This is a genomic window from Oleiphilus sp. HI0128, assembly GCF_001635365.1.
Window position 1 is genome coordinate 1 of record NZ_LWGG01001430.1, and the last position, 556, is coordinate 556.

General features: G+C 47.8%; 1 pseudogene. It reads right to left on the reverse strand.

Going from position 1 to position 556, the window contains the following annotated elements:
• Positions 1–531, reverse strand: a pseudogene (locus tag A3763_RS23685) (DUF802 domain-containing protein); the annotation flags it as partial.
• Positions 532–556: the final 25 nt, after the last annotated feature.

The following is a 556-nucleotide window of genomic DNA, read 5'->3' on the forward strand; positions in this document are numbered from 1 at the left end:
CAGAGCTGATTCGATGCGCTGTAAACTCTCACCAAGCAGTTCATTCGATTCACTAAACTGCTGGCAGGCCTTACCAAAAGCATCACCCAAACTGGCAATATCGGTAGTGCTTGCCGCAGCTTCGACCACGATGTCTGAGAGTTTGTTAACTTCAGCATCGATATGCTGGTCAAAACGAGAGCTGATGTTGTCTAGCATGCTACTAGAGGTTTCGACTAATGAAGCAATCGCTTCTCTTTGCTGGCTGGATGACTCGGATAAGGAGCCTGACAAGCCATCAAGCTCAGCCATAATTCGCTGACGCTCTTCTAACAAGTGGTTGTCACGCTCCATGTTGTTACTGATTTCTTCACGTAACTTGGAGATTACCTCCGCAGCAACCTTTGGTGTTTCAGACGCGGTTTCAATCAGCTCTGTCATGGGTTTCTCAATCGTTTCTGACAATTGGGCAACTTGCTGCGATAAGCTTTGTTGTAGCTTATTCATCGTCTCGGCAGCAGCGTTTGCACGACCTGCCTCTTCATCTCGCAAGCTGCTCAATTCTTCACGCACACTC